This is a genomic window from Flavonifractor porci (assembly GCF_037572415.1).
Classification (GTDB): domain Bacteria; phylum Bacillota; class Clostridia; order Oscillospirales; family Oscillospiraceae; genus Flavonifractor; species Flavonifractor porci.
Genome location: NZ_JBBHLB010000009.1, coordinates 75,339 through 96,798 on the forward strand (window position 1 = coordinate 75,339; position 21,460 = coordinate 96,798).

A 21,460-nucleotide genomic window follows, 5' to 3' on the forward strand; every position below is an offset into this window, starting at 1 on the left:
TATGGGAAAGCGCAGACCGTCCGGGGACGGCATGGTCCGCAAGCGGGAAGATGGACGCTGGGAGGGTCGAATCGTAGTAGGGCACAAGGAGAACGGCGAACCTATCTTCCGATATCTATCCGCCAAGACGCAGAAGGAGCTGTTGAAAAAGCTCCATCAGAATATCGAGGAATATCGGGATGTGGAACTGAGCGAGAACAGTAAAATGCCCCTGGGCCAGTGGCTGGACCGCTGGCTGGAGGAGTACGCCGCCCCCTCGGTGCGACCCTCCACTCTGGAGGGTTACCAGGGATATGTCGAGCGAAACATCAAGCCCTATTTGGGAGACAAGCCGGTGGCAAAAGTCACCCGAGAGGATGTCCAGAAGCTGTACCGGGAACTCCAGAAAAATGGTCGGAAAGAGTTCCATCCGGAGTATGGACACAAGCTGTCCAGTACGACCATCCGCCGCATCCACGGGGTATTCCACCAGGCCATGGATGCGGCGGTGCGGGAAAACCTCATCGCCCGAAACCCCACCGAGGGCATCACCCTGCCCAAAAAGAAAACGGCCCCCAAGCAGATCCTCAATGACGATCAGCTGGAGCGATTCATGGAGGCAATCCGGGCGGACAGTGTCTGGCACGACTTCTTCTACACCGAACTGACCACCGGCTTGCGGCAGGGTGAGATATGCGGCCTTATGTGGAGTGACTTCGACGAGGTACATGGAACGCTCTCCGTCCGCAGGACGCTCCATGTCCAGAAAGGTGGCAGGCTGGTTGCCGGTGAGACCAAGACGGGCACAGGAAAACGGACCATCACCCTGCCGCCCAGCACCGCCCAACTGCTGGCCCAGCGGAAGAAGCACTCCTACTCCCAGTGGATCTTCCCACATCCGCTTCGACCGGAGCAACCCACCAGTCCCGGCACCGCCTACAATCACTTAAAAACGCTGTTGAAACGGGCAGGGCTACCCAGCATTCGCTTTCACGATCTCCGGCACCCGTATGTCAAGCACACGACAAAAAAATATAATTCTGAAAAGCAGAAAACCCAAACTACCAATCTTAGTGCTGATAGTCTGGGGTTTCTGTTTTTGCTTTTTATTCTACGACTTTGCCCGTAGTATAGGTGGGATTATCCCCATCATTTCCTTCAAAGACTACTTCTGTTGTAGCACCGCATTCTTCACAACGGAGATATAGTTTTTTCACCATTCCATCTTCATCTGAATCATCACCATCAATGCTTAATTTCTTACTTTGGCAAACTGAGCAATGGTATTGAGAAAGTGGATCGAAAACTTTCTGAAGGATGTTTTCATAAACGCCAACAAGAGAAATACAAAGCGTAACACAGGTTGAGGCTTCGTAGTATGTAGCACTACGCGAATGTGTAATCTTATTGGCGTAATCCCAGGTGGATTCTGTTAGTTTCTTAATAATACTTCTGTAATCTGCGTTTTCCGATCCTTTCAAATAGAACTGAATAAATAGTTCACATTTTCGCTTGAAATTTGATGCTTGGGGCTGCTCCCCATCACCAGCCATTGCAGGGTCATAAATGTGGTTGCCGAGTTCAATCAATGTTTCTCTGCACTGAACACCTATCGCTTGAAAATCTTCAATCTCCTTAGCGGTATCAATTAGCGCAGCGACACTTTTGAGCTTTCGGAAAAGTTGAGGAGCAATTTCTGCATCGAGCGTCACACCATTTACAAAATCCTCTGGACTATATTCACCCTGGGCTGCGCTCATTCTCTGCATTAAGCCCATGTGGAAAGAATACACTTCATCTGCTCCAAAATAATATGCACTTTGGGGATAGAGATTCATAGGAATCCCGTCGCCCTCCACTACCCACCAATCTCCATCAGTATCAGTTTTGACATTCCAGACACGTACATCAACACCTAAATCATCGAAGTGTTGCTCTGTTTTTGCACTCAATACTGTACGTTTCCCTTGAGATTGCCATTCTACATAGCTTTTCACATCTTCAAATGTTCGATTTCCCATTTTTGTTCCCCCTGGTACGGCTTTCATAGCAAATAGAATTTAACTATATTGTACCACTTGTTGTTCGACGATAAAAGCGCCGAAAAGCAGAAAACCCAAGCCACCAAGATGGATTTGATAGCCTGGGTTTTCCGTTTTTTGCACCTTCAATTATTCAAAGAGGTCATGGATTTTGTAAACAATCTCAATGCGGTTGTTGGGGAATACATACACCTTTTCAATCAGTAGATCGGTCAGCTCGGAGGTTAGCACATCCGCTTCCGCAATCGAGTGAACGATCTCTTGTCGGCTGATTTGGCGGGCCTGTTCTTCTCGCTTCAGCTTTGCCTGGGCGGTGACAGCAGCATAGGCATTTTTGACTTTCAGTATTTCTGCGTCATAAACTGCTTTCTCCGATTTATATGTGTCCAGCTCGATCTGCCCCAAGAGGTACCGTTCAAAGAGAGATTGCTTCTGATCCCTCAAGGCTTCCAGCTGTTTCTCATACTCAGAGCATTTGGCAACGGTGGCCTCCAGGTGAATGGTGCCGTCCTCATGTACGGGAAACAGGATTTCCAGCTGCTTTTTCAAAGTGAGGAGGACTGCTTCTTCCAGACCGGCAGCATCTGCACGAACATCGCGGCAGCGGCTGTTCACATCGGCAGTAGAATGGCGGCACATATAAAATGGTTTCTTTTGAGCGATGCGGGAGAGCGTATGGTCACAGCAGCCGCAATAGACTTTTCCTTTCAGTGGGTACTCTCTGGTTTTCTTGTTCGGCAAGGAAAATCGGCGCTGCACAGCCTGCACCTTTTCAAATAGTTCTTTATCAACGATTGCCGGATGATGGTCGGGAATAATGAACCATTTGTCCCGGTCCTTCCTGCGGCTCCGTGTGCCGCCCACTTCAATAACAGCACGACGCCCGATGACATAGGAGCCGATATAGCGTTCGTCCTCCAGGATACGGAGAACCGTAGCGCCACTCCAACGGCCACGGGTGCGGGAAACATCATGGAACTGCTGCCCATGAGCTGCTTTGTATTCTCCTGGGGTCGGGATACCTTGCTTGAACAGCTCTCTGGTAATGGCTGCCGCTCCAATGCCGGTTGCAGCAAGCTGGAAAATGAGCTGTACCACAGCAGCGGTTTCCGGATTCGGTTCCATTCTGCCATCGGCGCTTTTGCGATACCCGTAAGGGCAAACTTTGCTCTGGTATTCGCCGCGTTGCATTTTGGCGTACTTGGCGCTTTTGGTCTTGATGGACATATCGCGGCTGTAATACTCGCTGATTAGATACTTGAAAGCCACATCCATACCGCCGGTATCGCCCTTGTGCTGATCGCTGTCAAAATCATCGTTGATGGAAATGAACCGGGTGTGAAACAGCGGAAACACACGCTCAATGAAATAGCCAGTCTCAATGCTGTTTCGTCCAAATCGGGAAAAGTCTTTTACGATGATGCAGTCGATTTTATTGGCCCGTACCATCTCAATCAGCTCCTGGACTTTGGGGCGTTCGAAGTTTGTCCCGCTATACCCGTTGTCGATAAATTCAAGGACTTCTGCATTAGCGGACTCCGGCATGGAAGAAACAAACTCGTTCAGCGCAAGGTGCTGGTTTTCAATGCTCATACTGTCGTATTTATAATCCTCCAAGGAAAGGCGGATATAAAGGGCAATCACATATTTCTGCACTGGCTCAGCACCTCCTCACAATGTTCAAATTCGCTCTGGAAGCGGAAACGAACCGTAATCCGCTTTTCTTTTGAGACTTCTACACGGTCAATCAGGCGGTCAATCAGGGCTGCCGTCAGCTGGCGATCTTCCTTGATATGCTGTGCATCCTGGGACAGCATTTTGTACTGTTCCAGCTGCTTGGCGATGATTGCAAGCCCTGCTTTCAGCTGTTCAATTTCCTTGCTAATGGCCTCGATTTTGGCTTCGTATTTCTCTTTGAAGGTAAAATACTCGTCTTTTGACAGATGGTTCTGGATCAGGCCCTCATACAATCCGCGCTGATAGGTTCGCAGCTGCTGGATTTCCTGTTTCCGGCTGGCGATTTTAGCCTGTATGTTTTTCTGTTCCTCGGCTTCTTTGGTGAGGTTTTCCAGACCGAGAGAGTATTGCCCCAGCGTGGTATCAAGCTGTTCCTGTATCATATCAGCCAGGGCATCCAGCAGCTCTTTTTCAAAGATAAAAGCACCAGGACAAACGCCCTTTTTGATGCGGTTGTTGCTGATACAGTGATAGACATATACCTCCGATGTCTTTCTGCGGACGCATTTTTGCCGATGAAGGCTATGACCACAGTGGGCGCAGAAGATCTTGCCTCTCAAAAGATTGGGAGACCAGGAATGTATCTCCCTGTCTTTGGCCTGCTGTGCAGCCTGGTCCAATGCGTTCTGAACAGCGGCAAACAGCTCCCGGCTGATGATGGCTTCATGGGTGCCGCGTACCGTTGTCCATTCATCGGCGCTGGCTCTGACCTGTTTGTGGTCAATGATTTTAGATACCCCTTGCACCAGATCGCCGGTATAAACTTCTGCACGGAGAATTTTGGCAACGGTGCGGGTTTGCCAATGCCCGTTTCCCACCAGATTCTCATGGGTGATCTCTCCCAGGGTTCTCTTGTAGTGGCTGGGAGAGAGATACCCGGCCTCGTTCAATCGTACCGCTATGGTGTTTAATCCTGCGCCCTCGGCGGCCCATTGAAACATGGTTTTGACTACTTCGGCAGCCACCGGATCAACAATCAGCTGGTGGCAGTCATCTGGAGCTTTCAAATATCCATAGGGTGTACGCGCACCAACATACTTGCCGTCTTTCATGGCCTGCCGCTGCTGGGCTTTGATTTTTCTGGCAATATCCATCGCATAGGCTTCGTTAATCATGTTCCGCAGCGGAATGATGATACCATCGTGGGCGTTATCCGGGGAAGAAGAATCGTAGCGGTCATTCACGGCAATAAAGCGGACTTTCTGCATGGGAAAGTAACGCTCAATGTAGTAGCCGGTGTCTATGACATTTCGCCCCAGCCGGGACAAATCTTTTACAATGACACAGTTGATAAGACCCGCTTCAATATCGGAGAGCATTTGCTGGAAGCCGGGACGGTGGAAGTTCGTACCCGTTGCGCCATTGTCAATGTAGGTCTGTACCACAATAATCTCCGGGTTCTGCTCCAGATACCGGGCGATAATCAGCTGCTGGGTTTCAATAGAGGCGGTGTGAGTATGCTTATCCTCAACGGAAAGCCGCACATAAACTCCGGCGCGGCAAGAGGTATCCATCTCCGGCGCAGGAAGCACCACAGTTTCTTTTCTGCTTTTTCTTGCCACAAATCATCCCACCTTTCTTTGGCTTGTTTGCTCTGCCAGCTGAATCAGCTGGATCGCTTTCTGGTATTCATCCTGGTATGTAAAGGTGATCTCCAATTCCTTTTTCCCAATCACCTTGATGCTCTGTATCATGTGAACCACAGCTTTGCGGTCCAGGGTCTCCATCGTAGAGAACTGTGTGAAGTGGGAAATCCAGCGGTTCCGTTCACTCCGGTTCTCCAGAACATCAGCCAGCTTTTCCTTTAAGACCCGGATACTCTCTTTTGCATTTTCTGCAATCCTCGTGTATCTGGCCTTATAGTCGGTATATTCCTCTTTGCTGATGGTGCCGGTAATCAGGCTTTCATACAGGCGGGCCTTAAATTCAAGCGCCTGCTCCACCTGCTGCTCATTGGCGGCGATATGGGAGGCGTATTCATTGGCAAGCGCCTGATTGATGCTGCTCTGGTCGATACCGTCCAGGATGGCTTGCAGGCAGCTCACATTGTCAATGTAGCCTTTCAGACTGTCCTTGACGCACTCCACCAGATCGCTTTCCTTGAGCATTACCGGGTTGGTGCAGCCATGCTTTTTCCCGGTGGGGCAATAATAATAGTGATATTCCTTGCCTTTGACCCGGTTTGTTTTTCGCGTCATGCGGCTCCCACAGCACCCGCAGATCAAGACGCCGGAAAAAAGATACACCGTATCCCGTTTGGGAGAAGTCCGGGTATCCAGTCTGCGGATACGCTGGACCAGCTCAAAATCCTGCTTGGCAATCAGCGGCTCATGGGCATCAGGGACGCGAATCCATTCAGAGGATGGCCGCTGCTCCATCTGCTTGATTTTGTAGTGCGGGGAGCCTTGCTTGCCCTGTACCAATGTGCCGATGTAGGTTTCATCCTGCAAAATGCGGATGATCGTTGTAGCAGACCACTTGCAATCCTCTTTGTCGGCATAGCCATGTTTGGCATAGGGAAAACCATTGTTTTTCTTATAGGCCAGGGGGGAGAGAATGCCCATTTCGTTCAGCACGGTGGCGATCCGCAGGGCGCTTGTCCCGTCCAAGCGCATACGGAAGATGTCCCGGACAACGCGGGAAGCATACGGGTCAGGCACAAGCAGGTTTTTGTTTTCCTCGGACTTCATATAGCCGTAAACAGGAAAGGCTCCAACAAAATCTCCGTTACGGCGCTTTATATCCAAAGAGGTACGGGTCTTGATGGAAATGTCCCGGCAGTAGGCTTCGTTCATAATGTTCTTGACGGATACGGTCAGATCGTCACCGCTGCCTTCATGGGCGGTGTCGATGTTATCCGTGATGGCAATAAATCGAACCCCATAAGTGGGGAACACCCGGCGCAGGTAGCGTCCGGTTTCGATGTACTCTCGTCCCAGGCGGGAGAGGTCCTTTACAATGACGCAGTTGATCTTGCCATCGGTAATGTCCTGCATCATTTCCTTAAACGCCGGACGGTCAAAAATGATACCGCTATAACCATCGTCGATTTTTTCGGATACGATTTGGATGTCCGGATTTCGTTCAATGAAGTTCTCAATCAGCTTCCGCTGGTTGGTAACGCTGTCGCTCTCGCTGGAGCGATCATCTGTGTAAGACAGACGAATGTAAGCTGTCGCCTGATATTTTGGCATGAAAAAGCACTCCTTTCCTCCCGGAAGCTCCCGCAAGAAAAGAGTGGATTTTGAGGTTTTCAGTTCTCATCCTTTTCCATACACATCGTAGCACGCTTTTGGCAAAAGAGCGAGGATGTCGATTACCTTAAAATCCCTTGCAGGCATTCCTCCAATGTGACCCCGTTGCTGGCAAATGCGGCGTTTACTACAAAATCGCCGCAGCGAAAGCGATAGGGATTTTTGATTTGGTGAAGAAAGGCCGCGATCCGTTCCTCTTTGGGAAGGTCTTTATCTACCGCAACTTCACGGATGTCAACCAATTCATCGGTTGCCGATTGTGGACAGGTTTGCGTCAACTGGTTCATAAGGGTTCTCCTTTCTTTGAAGTCGGTTTCAAAATCACATGAATGCGCTGGCAACCGAAGCTGCCAGCGCATGGTATCTGACTTTGAAAAGAAAGGGCTGCACCCAAATGATGACTTGTTGTTGCTAACAGCAAATGGACGTAGCCTTTCAGATTATATCCGTTGCTTTCGTCACATTTGCCACGCGCCCCTGACGATAGGGACATTCCTGGTCTCCGCTGGCGCGGCTGTCATAACTCCGCAGCGTCGTTTTACTCGTGCGTTGCAGGGTTCCCCCCAAGTCTTTAGGAGGCCGTGAGGAAGTATCTTTAAGCCCCCATGCAGTCATCGCGCTCCGGAGTGCCACCTCCGGGTTTCAGGCTTGCGTTGATCGCTCAGGACAGCCGGTTCATCACCTCCTTGGCTTGTCCTTCTTGGCGGCGCGCCTGATCCGCTCGTACATGGGTTATGTACCAGAAATGCCGTCTATTCAGTTGTCAATGTTCAAATGAAGGCAAAAGTTGTCCTTCTAATAACACTGACAAAAATGGCATTATTCGGACGCTTGAGAAAAAACTTTTTCCAGTTTTTTTAAGCCAAGATGGATACTGTCACGCACACGGCGCGGGTCAACGCCTTCGGCTTGGGCAATCTCCTTCACGCTCATATCCAAGTAGAACCGAGCATAGATCCGTTTGGCCTGCTTGTCCGGCAGTTGCATCACCGCAGCGTAGAGCTGATCGCGCAGCTGTTTTTCCTCTAGGACTTCTTCCGGGGTCGGAGAACGATGTACAACAGCGTCCTCAATACCATTGTTGCAGTCCAGAGAGTATTGCGCCTTGTAGCGATACATCTGACGCTCATGTGCGGCTTCCGCTCGTTTATCGGACAGGAACACCGCCTGTACCTCATCTGTCACTTCCAAAAATGTGTCCGTCTTATACATATCGGGATACAGCTCCCGAAGATTGATTTTCTGCATTATGTACCTCCATTTCGATTCACAGGTCCGGTTGACAGGTGAACCGAATGAAGGCGGTGCGCGGCACCGTGGGAAAATATCAAATTCAAGAAGTTTTAGCGTGCCTAAAAGAAAAACAAAAGCGCCTGTGTGACAAACTGACACACAGGCGCAATGGATATTGATTGCCGCTATTTTACAACATTTTTCGCAACTATCCGCAAACCATATTGGAGGAATTAACTGGATTTTTTTAACGCTTGAATCAATTTTTCGAGTATCTTCATCGTAAAAACTCCTTATCCTGTTACGGCATTGCTTCTTCACTCCTTAAACATCAAAATATCTTTATTGATGTCATTTTATCTTAAAAACCGCAAAAAGGTTGTCAAAATCAGGCTGAAACACATCGAAATTTTAGAGGAATCTATTTATGTGCATTCTGCGGCACACAGCGGCCGTTGGTGCGGTGGTCCAGCGGCCGCTGTGCGGTTTAAGCAGCGGCCGAAATTAGTCAGTTATATTAGGTTTAATCACCACGGTGTAGTGCTTTGTTGCCCGCTTTAGGATGGCGTTGGCAGACACCTCGTCATTGAGGATCATGGAGCTCCAACTGGCCGGTTCCCGTTGCGAGCAGATGATGGTGCTTAGGTTAATCTCGCATCGTTTCTCCAAGATTTCAAACAGGACCTTCACCTCGCGTTCGTCTGTAATGGTGTGCAGCAGGAAGTCGTCCAGGATGAGCAGAGCAGCACCGCAAATCTTCTTCAGTCGTTTCTGGTACTTGGAATAATCCTGCGCCTTGAGCGCTACCAGAGTTTCCAGAAGAGTTTCGCAATGGTGGTATTCCACCTTGTAGTTGTTGCAGGCAACAATGCCCAGTGCCTTGGCCAGATAGGATTTGCCGCTGTCAGAGGGGCCCAGGATACACACGTTCAGGCCAGAGTCAATGAAGTCCAGCGTGGACAGCGTTTCGGTAATTCCACGGGGCAGGTACTCACGCTCGGCTGAATCAACACAGTTGGTGAGTTCCTGCGGACACCCTCGCAGATGTGCGCTGCGCAGACGGCTCTGGATGCGTTTGTTCATCTTCTTCTGGTACTCCGGCTCCACGAGGGTGGCAATCGCCATCAACGGGTCGAGTTCCAGAAAATCAGGAGACCGGTACATTTCGTCCAGCGTGGCAGACATATCGGGCAGTCCCATTTCGTTTAGTTCAGCCAGAAGGGTGTTAAAAAGAGCTTTTCCGGTGAGCATTATTTGTCACCGCCCTTCCCTTTGGACTGGGCCAGGCTCTGGCTGCGGGAGAGAAGCCGGTCAATGTCCATGGACTCGGCGTCCATAACGAAAGCACCCTTGTTGCGTTCTTCATTTGCCCTGGTGTTGTAGCCGGAAACACCAAGATCTTCAGCAACAACAGGAATTGTATTTTTAATAAAAGTGTAATTCACCTTTCCCAGTTCCAAAGCCTGAGCACAAGTCTCTTCCAGCGCCTGTTTGCTGTATTTTCTGGTGAAACTCAGAACACCCTGACACATCCGGTAGGTCTGTACCTCCAGTTTGCGGCTGGCAAGAATACGCTTAATCACCGCTTCGGTGTTGGGGCCAATGGTCATGGCCTTCCGGATGAAATAGGTCCCGTTCCACTCGGAAAGTTCCCTGTAGTTGGCCGGGAGATGATTTGGATCCGTAGACCACTGACTCTTGGCGGTGGCTCTGGGCCATTCGCAGATAAATGCCCCTTCTTTGGAGAAAATCTTCACCGTGGCAGCAGATGCCCGGATGAGGACTTCTTTGTGCAGATAGGCTCGGTCTACGCTGTAATAAGCGTTGTCGAAGCGAACATGGTAATCCGAGGAAACCTTGGCCGTCCTGCGCTCCATGTATTCATACGGTACAGGAGGCAGCGGCATTAACTCTCGGCGCTCCTCGTCCCAATAATAGCGCCGGCTGTGAGGTTTCTTGGTAAAAGGAGCGCTGTTGAGCTTGTCCAGATGCTTCCAGAGGTCTCGGTTGAACTGCTCCAAACTGAAGTAGTCCATCTCCTCCATGTCGTGAAAGAATCCCTTTTCCAAGATGCCAACGGCATTCTCCACGGAACTCTTGTACTTGGGTTTCTTAACTTTGGCAGGCAGGATAACCGTGTGGTTGTGCTCAGCCCATTCTGCGTAATCCTTGTTCAACTCCGGGGCGATCCAGTCCCGGTTGGCAATAACGGCTTGCTTGCAGTTGTCGCAGATGACCAGCGCCGGAACGCCGCCGAAGTATGCCAGGGCATTGTTGTTGACGGCAATCCACTGAGGCTCCTTGGTGGAGACCATTCCCTCGGCATAAATGTACTGGGAATACGGAAGAACTGCTACGAAGACAACGATCTCCACTACCTCACCGGTAAGCGGATCTACCATCTGAAAGGTTTTCCCGGCAAAATCCACTTCCATCTTCTGGCCAATGACGGCATTGAAATGCAGAGTCTCCTTATTTTCCTCGCACCACTTGGCGTAGTTCTCACAGAACTGCCGATACGAGTAGAACTTTAGACCGCTGTCCCGACACTTCTTCACATACCGATTCCAGAGAACCTTGAGGGTCATGTTCTTCCGGGAAGACATATCCTTTGAAACCGCCTCGTAATCCGGCAGTTCATAGGAGACATCCCGTCCAACATGAGTGGTAGGTTTCCGTGGATAGACGACCGCAGCAATGCCGTAGTTGGTGATTCCCTTGGGCAGCGGATACTTCAAATCTTTGCACGCCTTGAATGCACGCAGAAAGTCATTTACCCCCGATTTGCTGACGCCGAGGGTTTCGGCAATTGCGCTACCAGTCATCCCCAATGCGCAATGTTTTGTAATGATGTCCTTGTAGTCTAACATCCATTACCCTCCTAATAGTGAATTTCCGCTGTTGCGGATACCACCATTATGGAGAATATCTGGACTACATCAAGTTGTTAGTGGCGGCTGTTACTCAGACCGCACCGCGGCCGTTCTGCTCCGCACCAGCGGCCGCTGGCCGCCGCCGTATGCATTTATGTCATAACGATTGTGATTAACGGGCCGTAAAAAATAGTTTGCAAAAGAATATAAAAAGATCAGCACTCAAAAGAAGCATAATAGCTCCTTTTGAGCGCTGATCTTTTGCGTAAATCGCTCAATAAAAACAATCTATCTATAAAAGGCGAATCAGTTTATTGGCGATACACCAGATACATATTTTATATTTCTTTTACCACTTTGTTGAAGATTAAATGTGTGAAAATATCATCAACTTGTTTTGCAATTTCAGTAGACTTCACGAGTGTTCCTAACTCTATGTTTCCTTCTTGACCGTGATATGATAAGTTGGCAGAAGTGATCAATGTTTTTTCTTGATCCACTGAAATCACTTTGGCGTGTAATGCGGCCATGGAATCGCGTCCACCAGGGAAATCATATATATGAAGGAATCGCCCTTTGTATCGGCAAAGTTTGTCAAAACTTTTCTGGGCACCAATATTATTTACAAAAAACTTGATATAGATGCCTTTTTGACTTTTTTCTATAAGCACATCAAGAAGATCGGCAAAATACCCTGACAATGAGTACCCTGTAATCAAAATATTTCGCTCAGCACCCTGGATCAGACTTTCTACCGTGTTTTTTGTGGATTTTGCCTTTACCGCAAAAGATGGGGGGACGGTCACAACCAATGATGCATCTATGCTTGAATTCAATCCATACGCTGTTGACACCATTTTATAGATTTCTTCTGCTTGCTTCCAAGACAAAGAAGGATACCTTTTCATAATTTGTGGTATCGAGGCATCTGTTCCAGCAAGTCTATCGGTGTTTATTTGTCCCAGTAAAATATCGAGATTTATATTTCCAGTTGACATAGCTCACACACCAACTCTCTGAAGAAGGACTCTTTTTCTCGTAAGGCAATGGGTACTACCAAACCTCTATCAAGCATACGATTTCCGTTTTCGCACGCAGTTTCAGAGATCATACAGCATGAGTGACAGGCTGCACCGTTCAGGTTGTTACCAGCCGGCACATTACTCATACACTCCGGATCATTGGTGCAAAGGAGTGCTTCTTGAAAAGCATCCTTCATTAGCGGCACTAGTTTATTGATATTTCCAAGCTCCACCAGTCCGCCTAAAGAACCTTCTTTATCAGCGCTACCCGTATAAAGGAGAATACCTGTCATCTTCTCGTTAAAATATATGCGTTCTCGTATTGCAGACGAAGAATACCCAGACGCCATTGACATTTGTTTGATTAACAGGTGCGCGAATGTGTGCATAAGAACGTATATGGCATTTCTCTTTATGTTCAGAGTCCATCCTTTAGAAACGCAAAACTCCTCATAGCACTCTTCATACCTCTGTGAAAGTGCTTTGACAGAGGGTATATCAAGCCAGCGGCTCAATGCAGCTTTATTAAACTCAATAAATACACCTTCACCATTTACTTCGGCGGCTGGTAACCATTTTTCAGTTTTCCCCTTATTGAGATACACTATATTGGTCTGGGCATCCGCATCAGGATCTGGAGCATCCACACGAGTAAATCCAAGAAGAACTTTTACTTCTCGAAGGCGGGTGATTCTGATAATACGACTAAAATACGGTTTCAGATATTCTGGCAGTGAATCTTCTTCTGCCTTGAAGTGTTTCTTGTTTGAAGCATACGCTGGATCGTTGTGATGGGTGATAGCGTCATACTCCATTTGCTTGATCTCTTTGAACTCGGTAATATTACTTAATCTTCGAGTAAGGGCTTCATCAAATTCCTCACGAGAATATCTCTCTGCAAAGTATTTTTTATATGCAGCTGTGATGCCGTCATCTCCCATTACATCCTTCAGAAGTTCAATATCATGAAGATGTTCATCAATCAAATTATATAAAGGATTTACCCAAGGAGGAATAGAGATCGCACTTCTACTTACAGAGAAGTAGACATTGGATGCACCTCGCTGCGACGGAATGACTTTTTTGTCACACCTCTCATTCCTCGATCTCGGACGAAATGGGTGATGTCCCATACAATGTAAATCAGAGAAGTTATCTCCTTGAGTGGCTCCACTCATGCTACGCTTTGCCCCGCATAGCTTACACTCAACCCACATATCAGCAAGCGTAGAAGTGTTACCAGTAGAATACATTCTAAGCTGCCCTTTGCAGTTGGTCGCCCCCCGATGGACCCACCAACTCCAAGGGAAATCATCCATGTGCCCATTTTCGCAAATCGTGATAAATCGAGAAGGATAAGCAGGTTTGTGGCAATCCGGACAATTTACTCCAAATCTCAGATAACAATCCAAGTCAAAATTGTCTCTCATATCAAAAAGACGCCCGCACTTCAAGTTGGAACAAACATGAATATATGGGAAAGAAACAACCGGAACATCCCCAGAGTAAGAAGTCCGAGGCATATAGAAACAATCAACTCCAAGATACGAGGCCAGTCTACCGTCAATGATCTTCTTGCCTTTTTCTTTCCAATAGTTTATGTCTAGCACTGTTACAGAATCTTTGACCGCATCAACGATTGCACCAGGGCCAAAGGTAGTGATAATCTGGTTTGGGCGTAATTCACCCAATTTGTTGTTATCATATCCAGCCATATTACTCCTCCGTGTAATAGAACATATTTGCGGCATTTTCCACTTCACGCATAGAGTTAAGCGTAGCCTTTTCGGTGTCTTTACAGGCCTGGCCGTAATAGTTCATGAGCCGATTGTATCTTTCTGTTCCATAGACGTAATACCGCAAAGGCTTGCCTTGGGCGGCTAAAAGTTTCCACCAATCGACAAATTGGTCAATCTCAGCCTCAGCGTCTTGTCGAACTTCCGGTTTAACTATATTCAGACGCTCCAGAATTAGAGACTTTATCTCCGCCATCTGCTCTGCGGAAAGAGCTGCAATCTCAGCAGCGCCCTCATTGGAAGCCATATCTGGATATTTGAGCCGTATTGCTGAAATAATCAAAGCGTGCAGCACACGATCTCTAGCTCTTGCAGAGAACGGCGTTGCAGTAGTTCCTTCTACAAATCTGTATAGCTGAGAGTGGTAACCAGTGAAATTCTCATAATGAGAAAGATCACGAGGACGATACGGATTATAGAGAGTAAATACTAGGCCAGGAAACGCACGACCAATTCGGCTTGTAGCCTGAATATACTCGGAATTTTGCTTCGGCTGACCGGTTACTGCCATTAATCCAAGTCTGTCAACATCCATACCAACTGCTATCATATTCGTTGCAACCGCAGTATCAAGACAATCCTTGGAATCACAGGTTGCCTCAAGCTGTCTTAGCTTGTTAGGGATTTCATAAGACGACATTCTCGATGTGATTTCAACTCTTTTGTTGAGATAACGAACCTTTTCCATGTTATACTTCGTTTTAATTCGATAGATTCGCTTCGGAATATCGTCTTGCAGCAAACGAACAGCACCGCCCAACTCTCGAATACTGTTATAGTACCCAACTAGTGAATAGTAGGGATCAATGACATCCTTATACTCATCCTCTTGGGCAAGTTGGAACGCAGTTTGGAGAATAATTGCATACATTCTCAGCAAAGTGGTCTTGACCGATTGCCCTGGCGCGCAAACTCCTACATACTTTCGGAACGGATCATCTTTAATAGGAATTTCGTTTATAAAGAAACTATCTCCAATCTCAAAACCATTCGGTGGAAATTGCGCCGTGGATTTACGTGCATAAAGACACTTTGTCTGTTCGGATGCATTTTTTATAGTAGCAGTTGAAACTACATATTTGGGCTTAATTCTTTTTTCACCATAAGTACACATTTCCTCTATGATGGTCTCATATGCACCATATACGGTCCCGAGCGGACCGGTAATCAAATGCAACTCATCTTGGATAATTAGCTCCGGCGGAAGGAACGGACGAATTGGTGTTAATGTTGATGTTGGCAACTTTTGTGTTCTGTTATGCCGTTTATGTTCTTCACCTATGGCAACATACCCATCTCGACTACAAACTCTATCTACCCGTCCAAATAGGGCGTTGGTTTTAACGTCCCAAGGTAAACGAGCAAACTTATCAACTGTGGACAGAATAATTGTCGGGCACTTTGCATAGATTTCTTCATCCACAAGATATACCGGAATCTGAATCCGCTTTTGCTTGTATTTATAAAACAGGCAAGTATTGTCTGCACAATAAATTGCAACGGATTTCTGCTCAGGATCAATGTAGAATTCTTCTTCCGTAAGTGGCTTTCCACAGAAGGGACAAGTTAACAGTTGCTTATAGAGCAGGTTGCGTTTTCTTTTCGCCTCACCCGGCTTATCAGCCTTTTCTACTAGCTCCTCGAATTTATTTGGTGTTACACCTCCACCAACCCAGAAACCTATGCTGATTGGCTCGGTTCCATACTTGGGATATGTTTTTTGGCGGATTAGCTCAGCAGCAAGAACCATTTTAGTTATACGATCTCGTTGTTGTGTGGTCAGAAGACGAAGTGTGTAGCGGAGTATTGCCGTTACGCCACCATCAGAATTGTATTCAGATGTATCCGACGCCCGTAACCTTCTGTTTGCAATGACAAATGCCATCAATCCCAAATATGCCTCTGTTTTACCGCCGCCAGTCGGAAAATAAAGCAGGTCAACCACTTCGCGGTCTTTATGCAACGGATCTACAATTCCGCTTAAATTCATCAGAATAAAAGCAATCTGGAAAGGTCTCCATCCAAAATCGGTGTCCGGATTTCTTGGGTCTACAAAATCCTTGAAATTACATTCTATGCCAGCGCCATGCTTCTTAGAGTAACTCATAATATTTCTCTGAAGCAGCATGGAGCGGTTCATAAAACAAAACGCATCAAACGCAATCTCATTACTTGTGATAAGAAAAATACCTTCACGAATTCTATTCAAGGCTTCTCTACAATGGGCAACCACTTTGTCGCCTATCGTACTCTTAAATTCCTGACTGGCCATTTTCTCATCTGAGACAAGTTTTTGTTCAATCCATTTCTCGTATGAATCAGCTAAAATATTTAACCGTTCAAGGATGCCATCTTTGTTTTTAGGATTGGACATGAATCGCATTGAGAAAAAGAACTTATCAAATCCTTTCAAAGCAGCGCTTACACCAGGAAATTCATATTCAGGAATGAAATCAGATTTTACCCATGCTGTTTTTCCATCAACAGCCTCATCCCATGTTGCAGCACAATTCCTACCACGCCCCAAAATCGGACGTTGTTCAAAGTAGAACTCATCCTCAGCAAGTACGTCTCGACAAATATTTTCAGAAAAGAAGACCCTATCTCCATTGGCGGAATATGCTTTCAGTTCGACTTGAAACATCATGGATTCCACATCATTCTCGGAGTTTTTACGACGATTTATAACATAGGCTGTTACCAGCGAATACCTCGTTTTAAGAGGTATTCTGGAGATATGTACGACGACATTTGAATCTTCTACAAGACGGAATTCTGCATTTCTTTCAAAAGAGGTAAAATCAATGCAAATTGTGGATTTCATTGGCTGTCGGGTAAAACTAGCATGGTTATATTCCTTGCCATCTTTCCCGACTTTCTTGTCTACAGAGCGTACATAGTCGCCCCAAGAGACATCAATGTTGATGCTCTTAGTGGATGATGCGATGTAAAAACTAATACCTATAGACGTAGGCAGCTTAAAGCTGGTTGTCATTATAGGTTCATTATCATCATCTTCACCAGCGGTATAATCGTCAGAATCACCATACGCAATATCGGCATCTACCTCTTGTTCGCCAGCAGTAGCAGTGCCTTTATCAACAGCCTGAGAAGCAAGCATCCCCACAATATAGGCGCTTCTCGGATTTTCATCTAATACCTCATCGTCAGACTGCGGCCCCATCAAGTCAGTTCTAAGAGCATTGATAATCTCCTGCCGCACTTTTGCATATTTGAATCTATCAGGCAAAGTTATCCCTCCTTGATCTTATGTGCTGTACCTAGGGTATACTTACAGGTGTTTCCAAGTTTGATGTTATCATCAGAAATCAAGCGATACTCCCAAACCTTATGGTCAGGATCTGCTGTAGATGCAAAATGACACCATTTGATACCTTCACGCGCTTTTGCAACCACTTCATCTGCGGTGACTTCATTGGAGGCTTTTACTTCTACCATGAATTTTCCACTTGTTGTCTCCACTAAGAAGTCTGGGTTATACTGTTGACCAGCCTGCCAGAAAAGGCCCAACTGATTCAAAGGTGGTTTAATCCAACGAATCACGTCTGGATCTTCTTCCAGGATGATAGAGAACAGACGCTCAGGATCACTGTCAAAAGCATTTTCGGTATAATATGCCTTCTTATATCCTGTAAATAGGTATTTCTTGATATTTGCCTTATCCGTGAATGGTTTATCAAAACGAATGCGACCATCTTTTTTGACATTCTTTACGAATTTGCGGAAGAGGATCAAATCTTTCTGAACGATATGAATGTCCTCAGTTTTACGTTCTGTATGTTCAAAGATCTGTTTTCTGATGTCGGAAACGATCAGGGAGGCATAACGACGAACTATCTTACGCTTGTCCTCTTCATTACCATCGATCTGTGCAAGATATTGATCCACAACGTCAATAATGAAATCAGCATCTTCGTAGGATAGCTCACTGATAGAGTCAAGAAGCATACAGGCTAGGGTATTCAGTGCATCGTCTACTTCCAGAATCTGTGCATCAACAGCAGTTAGAAGCTGCTGGTTAATAGCATCAAATCTCTCGATTTTAGCCATTGCAACTTCAAAATCTGGAATATTCCTCTTGACTTCAAAGCGATTGAATTTGACCTCAGAGGTTGTCTGTACCAAAATCTTCGGTACAGAAATAGCCTTACCGGAATATTCCTTGATTTTCTGAACAAATTCATCCTTAGACAAAGGTTTCTTACCTTTGCCATCTACCGGTGAATCATGAGTGATTTCATCGGGTTTAGTTGCCGCATTACCGGCTTCTGTGCCAAAAATTTGCTCCATAGTAAGCTGTTGCATATCGGATGGTGTTTGTTCTTGCTTCTTCCCAGAACCAAAAGCCTTCAAATATGCCTCGTACAATTCCTGTTGCGTTTTTGTGTTGGTATTGATTTCTGAAAAAGACTTCACACCAGCATCAGTCACAGCAAAGTCAAAAATAGTGAGCTGATCTTCGTCAACAGGACTGCTAATATCTACTGTGTCTGAAGGTTCAACCACAGACTTGTCCAAATCTCGATACCGGAAAATATCACTATTTTTAATTTCATCCACCAATTCGCGGTAATGATCGTGAGCGACAATATCCAGTGTGTCAATATCCTCATTGCCAGTAGTTTGCCCAAAAGGTAGACGAAGACCGCGGCCAATAGTCTGCATAGCCAAAATGTCGCTTTTGGCTGCGTTCAACGGAATGATAGTAAAAAGATTGTTGACATCCCAGCCCTCTTTCAGCTTGTAGACATGAAGAACAATTTCGACTGGATTCTGGGTGTGTTCAATGGAAAGGAGCAAGCGGATGTTTTCCTCCGATTCATCGCCTTTCATATTGGAATGGATTTCAATAACTTTACCCTTGTATTTACCATTCAAAAATCCATCGCTATCAATTAGTGTGCGGATCTCCTTGGCATGATTTGTATCACGGCAAGCAATCAAAACGATAGGCTTTACATACGGCAGGCCATTGTCATTACAAAATTGTCGAATAACTCCCTTGCGATGCTCATGCAATGTTAAGCCATCGCGTATTTTCATTTCCTCAATATCTTCTGCGTTATACCCAGCCATGTTAGAACGGCCCATGACAACAGGAGTTTTCAAATATCCCTCTACAGCACCCCGTGCCAAGTCATAGGCATAAATTACGTTATTGGTTGATTTAGGAGTCGCTGTAAACTCTAAGCCCAAGACAGGCTTAAGAAAGTTAATGGCTTTCATGGAAGCTGGAGCATAGTAACGGTGCGCCTCATCCATGCAGATTACAAGATCATCAAAACTGGAAAGAACCTCTGCAAAGGACATTCCTAGGGTTTCTTTGAACTTATGGAAGTTAAACTGGGTGTCAGTCTTGCTGTTAAAAATCTTGCCGATGTTAAAAATAAACAGTTCAATTTCTGAGCCTTTTTCAAACTGAAGGCTCATCTGCTCATATCTTACAGGATAAGAATCATAGTTTTCGCCGTCATACACTTTCGGGCGTCCCATTTCTGATTCTAATCCCTTAAAGATATACTTGGGATGATTCGGATTAGACTCTTTCCGAAGTTTTTCATAGATTGTATTGCCTGGTGCCAAAATAAAGAAGTGGCGATAGCCCTTCGTCTTGTAGAGATAATAAATACTTGCACCCATGAGGCGGGTTTTGCCAATGCCGGTTGCCATAGCGTAGCAGAAAGAGGGGAAATCAAACTTATCGTCAACTTTGATTTTACGTTGCTTTTCACAGTATTCTGTTGCAACAGCCTCAATCGCTGCCTTGCTATCCTTCTTATAATCGCAGTGAGTACTGATTGCATCCAGATAGGAAAGTGCTTCTTGCTGGGGCTTACGCAGACTCATGGCATATCCAATTTTAGCGACAATATCAGCCATTTATCGCACCTCACTTTCAAAAGTACACTTGTCCAGCAGATCCTTCGGGATACGTTTGACTTCAATGTTATCTGGAAGTCTCAGATCAGACTGAACCTTTGTACTATACACCAGTAGTGATTGATCTTCACCAAGAGTAGTCGCAATGGAACGAATATAGTCGGCGTTTACAAATTCTTTTGTGATATGGATGAATCTTTTTTCCGAAGAGTGTCCGTGATACACGCCGTCTGGTTTGTATTTAAATCCTTCGATTTTGCAAATGGCTTCGCATAGCATTTCAAAGGTGTACTCAGGATTTATTTGATAAATTGGTAAACGCTCATTTTTGACCAACAAGCTGGGCGCTAGTTCATAGAAGTGATAGCCACCTCCGCCTTGCCAATTCTCACTTTTTGAAATACCGGTTTTATCGCCATCAATTACATTGTCCATTCTCACTTTACATAAGGTATAGGCGTGTTCGCCAAGTTCTACCCCAATCCACTTTCGTTTCATTTTATGCGCTGTAGCAATCGTTGAACCACTCCCTAAGAATGAATCTAAGACCCAATCACCTTCATTAGAAAAGTATCGAATAATCATCTCAATTAGGGCTTCCGGTTTCTTTCCGCCGCGGAATTCTACTCCGCCTTCATGTCGACAGTTGCCGAAATTGCCAGCCATATCATAAAACCCATTTATAGGTTTTTTCCTTTTGATTTCATCACTTTCAAGTTTATCTATTGGAACACCTTGGTAATACTTACCTTTAGTTGCTCCCGCCTTTTTGGGGCCAGTAAAATAGCGGTAATCATATCGATCATCACCTATTCCATAGACTTTATATAGAATGCCATATCCGTCGGTATTATAACGTCCTGTAAGATAATCTCTAAAAAATCGGCCCGAAGAATTGCCATCTAAAATAGTTCCCGTTGCCCAAATTTCTTTTAAGCCGTACTCATCTCCAACAGCTTTTTTTATAATCTTATACTCACTTGGATTGAATACAACGGTTCTCTTGCCCCCAATGACTTCTTCTCGTCCCTTTCCGATTTCTTTGATTTCATAGATGAACTTTTCAAAACCAACTTCCTCATAATCAAAATTAGGAACAGCACCATAATGCTTTCTATAAACAAGAACTTGTTCAATTTCTTTATGAAAATCCATATCAGATTTCAATGTTTTGTCAGGATACCGTACCCGAACATAGAGCGTTGTTAAGTAATTAGTGCGCCCAAAGATTTCATCGAGTAGCACTTTAACATAGTGACTCTCGGAATCATCAATTTGACAGCATAAAAATCCATCATCTGACAACAAATCTCGTAAGAGAAGCAACCGCTGTCTCATCAAGGAAAGCCAAATGCTATGTTCCAAATTATCATCGTAGTATTCAAACGCGCTACCCGTGTTATACGGAGGATCAATATAGATACACTTAATTTTTCCGGCAAAATCCTGCTGAAGAGCTTGTAGCGCAATCAGGTTATCACCGTGAATTAACATATTTTCACTACGGGGGTCTCCATATGATTTCTCACGATCCTCAACTAAAATACGAGGTTCGAGCACCTTGTCATCATATTTTCCAACCCAGGTCAATTCCAATTTCCCTTTATGTTCCATAACTGTGTC

Annotated in this window: 14 protein-coding genes; 1 reads left to right on the forward strand and 13 read right to left on the reverse strand. The window is 45.9% G+C overall.

The window, feature by feature from the left end; translation table 11 throughout:
* The first annotated feature begins 1 nt into the window (after position 1).
* Entirely contained in the window at positions 2-1,108 is a 1,107-nt protein-coding gene (locus WHJ28_RS09615) for a tyrosine-type recombinase/integrase (RefSeq protein ID WP_340041952.1), read from the forward strand.
* On the opposite strand, the gene WHJ28_RS09620 is transcribed toward WHJ28_RS09615, so the two are convergent.
* From WHJ28_RS09620 to WHJ28_RS09680, 13 genes are all read right to left on the reverse strand, one after another.
* Positions 1,086-2,000, reverse strand: coding sequence for a hypothetical protein (locus WHJ28_RS09620; RefSeq protein ID WP_270338915.1), 915 nt, complete (start codon positions 1,998-2,000; stop codon positions 1,086-1,088). The two genes, WHJ28_RS09615 and WHJ28_RS09620, sit on opposite strands and share 23 nt — an antisense overlap.
* Before the next feature lie 150 nt (positions 2,001-2,150).
* Complete coding sequence (locus WHJ28_RS09625; RefSeq protein WP_340041953.1) at positions 2,151-3,677, reverse strand: recombinase family protein; 1,527 nt, start codon at positions 3,675-3,677, stop codon at positions 2,151-2,153.
* Positions 3,662-5,320 (reverse strand): recombinase family protein, encoded by a 1,659-nt coding sequence (locus WHJ28_RS09630; protein ID WP_340041954.1) that lies wholly within the window; start codon positions 5,318-5,320, stop codon positions 3,662-3,664. Before WHJ28_RS09630 ends, WHJ28_RS09625 begins: the two co-directional genes overlap by 16 nt.
* Before the next feature lie 3 nt (positions 5,321-5,323).
* Complete coding sequence (locus tag WHJ28_RS09635; RefSeq protein WP_340041955.1) at positions 5,324-6,952, reverse strand: recombinase family protein; 1,629 nt, start codon at positions 6,950-6,952, stop codon at positions 5,324-5,326.
* 122 nt (positions 6,953-7,074) lie between these two features.
* Entirely contained in the window at positions 7,075-7,299 is a 225-nt protein-coding gene (locus WHJ28_RS09640; protein ID WP_117925360.1) for a DUF6870 family protein, read from the reverse strand.
* Between the two features lie 532 nt (positions 7,300-7,831).
* Complete coding sequence (locus WHJ28_RS09645) at positions 7,832-8,260, reverse strand: sigma-70 family RNA polymerase sigma factor (protein ID WP_340041956.1); 429 nt, start codon at positions 8,258-8,260, stop codon at positions 7,832-7,834.
* A gap of 489 nt (positions 8,261-8,749) precedes the next feature.
* Positions 8,750-9,496 (reverse strand): ATP-binding protein, encoded by a 747-nt coding sequence (locus WHJ28_RS09650; protein ID WP_340041957.1) that lies wholly within the window; start codon positions 9,494-9,496, stop codon positions 8,750-8,752.
* The gene (gene istA / locus WHJ28_RS09655; RefSeq protein ID WP_244095387.1) at positions 9,496-11,115 is read right to left on the reverse strand and encodes an IS21 family transposase; all 1,620 of its coding nucleotides are present in this window, start codon (positions 11,113-11,115) and stop codon (positions 9,496-9,498) included. Before istA ends, WHJ28_RS09650 begins: the two co-directional genes overlap by 1 nt.
* 341 nt (positions 11,116-11,456) lie before the next feature.
* The gene (locus WHJ28_RS09660) at positions 11,457-12,116 is read right to left on the reverse strand and encodes a phospholipase D-like domain-containing protein (protein WP_290570388.1); all 660 of its coding nucleotides are present in this window, start codon (positions 12,114-12,116) and stop codon (positions 11,457-11,459) included.
* The gene (drmB, locus tag WHJ28_RS09665) at positions 12,098-13,855 is read right to left on the reverse strand and encodes a DUF1998 domain-containing protein (RefSeq protein WP_290570386.1); all 1,758 of its coding nucleotides are present in this window, start codon (positions 13,853-13,855) and stop codon (positions 12,098-12,100) included. Before drmB ends, WHJ28_RS09660 begins: the two co-directional genes overlap by 19 nt.
* A gap of 1 nt (position 13,856) precedes the next feature.
* A complete protein-coding gene (gene drmA, locus WHJ28_RS09670; RefSeq protein WP_300262815.1) occupies positions 13,857-17,186 on the reverse strand; it encodes a DISARM system helicase DrmA in 3,330 nt (1,109 codons plus the stop codon).
* 2 nt (positions 17,187-17,188) lie between these two features.
* Positions 17,189-19,837, reverse strand: coding sequence for a DEAD/DEAH box helicase (locus WHJ28_RS09675; RefSeq protein WP_290570383.1), 2,649 nt, complete (start codon positions 19,835-19,837; stop codon positions 17,189-17,191).
* Positions 19,838-21,451 (reverse strand): site-specific DNA-methyltransferase, encoded by a 1,614-nt coding sequence (locus WHJ28_RS09680; protein WP_290570381.1) that lies wholly within the window; start codon positions 21,449-21,451, stop codon positions 19,838-19,840. It lies immediately after the preceding gene.
* Between the last annotated feature and the right edge of the window lie 9 nt (positions 21,452-21,460).